Genomic DNA, 816 nt, shown 5'->3' with positions numbered 1-816 from the left:
CCAGCTGCCGAGCTCGAGCCCCTTCTTCGTCGCCTCGCCGGTCTGGCGCGCGGTCATCTTCGCGTAGATGTCGTCGACGAGCTTGCGGAAGGCCGGGTCAAGGCGGTTGCGCGGATGCTTGAACGGCACCTTGATCTCGGCGATCACGCGACCCGGGTTCGACGACAGCACGAGGATCCGGTCGCACATGAACACCGCTTCCTCGATGTTGTGCGTGACGATCAGCACCGACTTGATCGGCATCCGGCCTTGCGTCCACAGGTCGAGCAGGTCGGTACGCAGCGTTTCGGCCGTCAGCACGTCGAGCGCCGAGAACGGCTCGTCCATCAGCAGGATCGTCGGGTCGACCACGAGCGCGCGCGCGAAGCCCACGCGCTGACGCATGCCGCCCGACAGCTCACGCGGGTAGGCGTTCTCGAAGCCGTCGAGACCGATCAGGTCGATCGCGGCGAGCGCGCGTTCGCGCCGCTCGCGTGCGCCGACGCCGAGCGCTTCCAGCCCGGCTTCCACGTTCTGCAGCACGGTGAGCCACGGAAACAGCGCGAAGGTCTGGAACACCATCGCGACGCCTTCGGCCGGGCCGGTCAGCGGCTTGCCGAGATAGGTCACTTCACCGCCGGTCGGCTCGATCAGCCCCGCGATGATCCGCAGCAGCGTGGACTTGCCCGAGCCCGAACGGCCGAGCAGCCCGACGATCTCGCCTTCGCGCAGCGACAGGTTCGCGTCGTCGAGCACGAGCAGTTCGCCCTGCGTCTTGTTGAAGCCGCGGCAGACGTGATCCACGCGCAGGATTTCCTCACCGAGGCGCGGCGGCTG

At 67.8% G+C, this 816-nt stretch carries 1 protein-coding gene; it reads right to left on the bottom strand.

The annotated features are described in order from the left end of the window. Positions 1-816, bottom strand: an 816-nt coding sequence (locus DIE08_RS35265) for an ABC transporter ATP-binding protein (RefSeq protein ID WP_148093074.1), incomplete at both ends; no start/stop codon positions are given.

It is taken from the genome of Burkholderia sp. Bp9004 (assembly GCF_003858025.1).
In the GTDB taxonomy this organism is placed as follows: Bacteria; Pseudomonadota; Gammaproteobacteria; order Burkholderiales; family Burkholderiaceae; genus Burkholderia; species Burkholderia diffusa.
The sequence above is the reverse complement of the archived record's forward strand: the minus strand, read 5'-3'. Positions and strand labels throughout refer to the sequence as shown.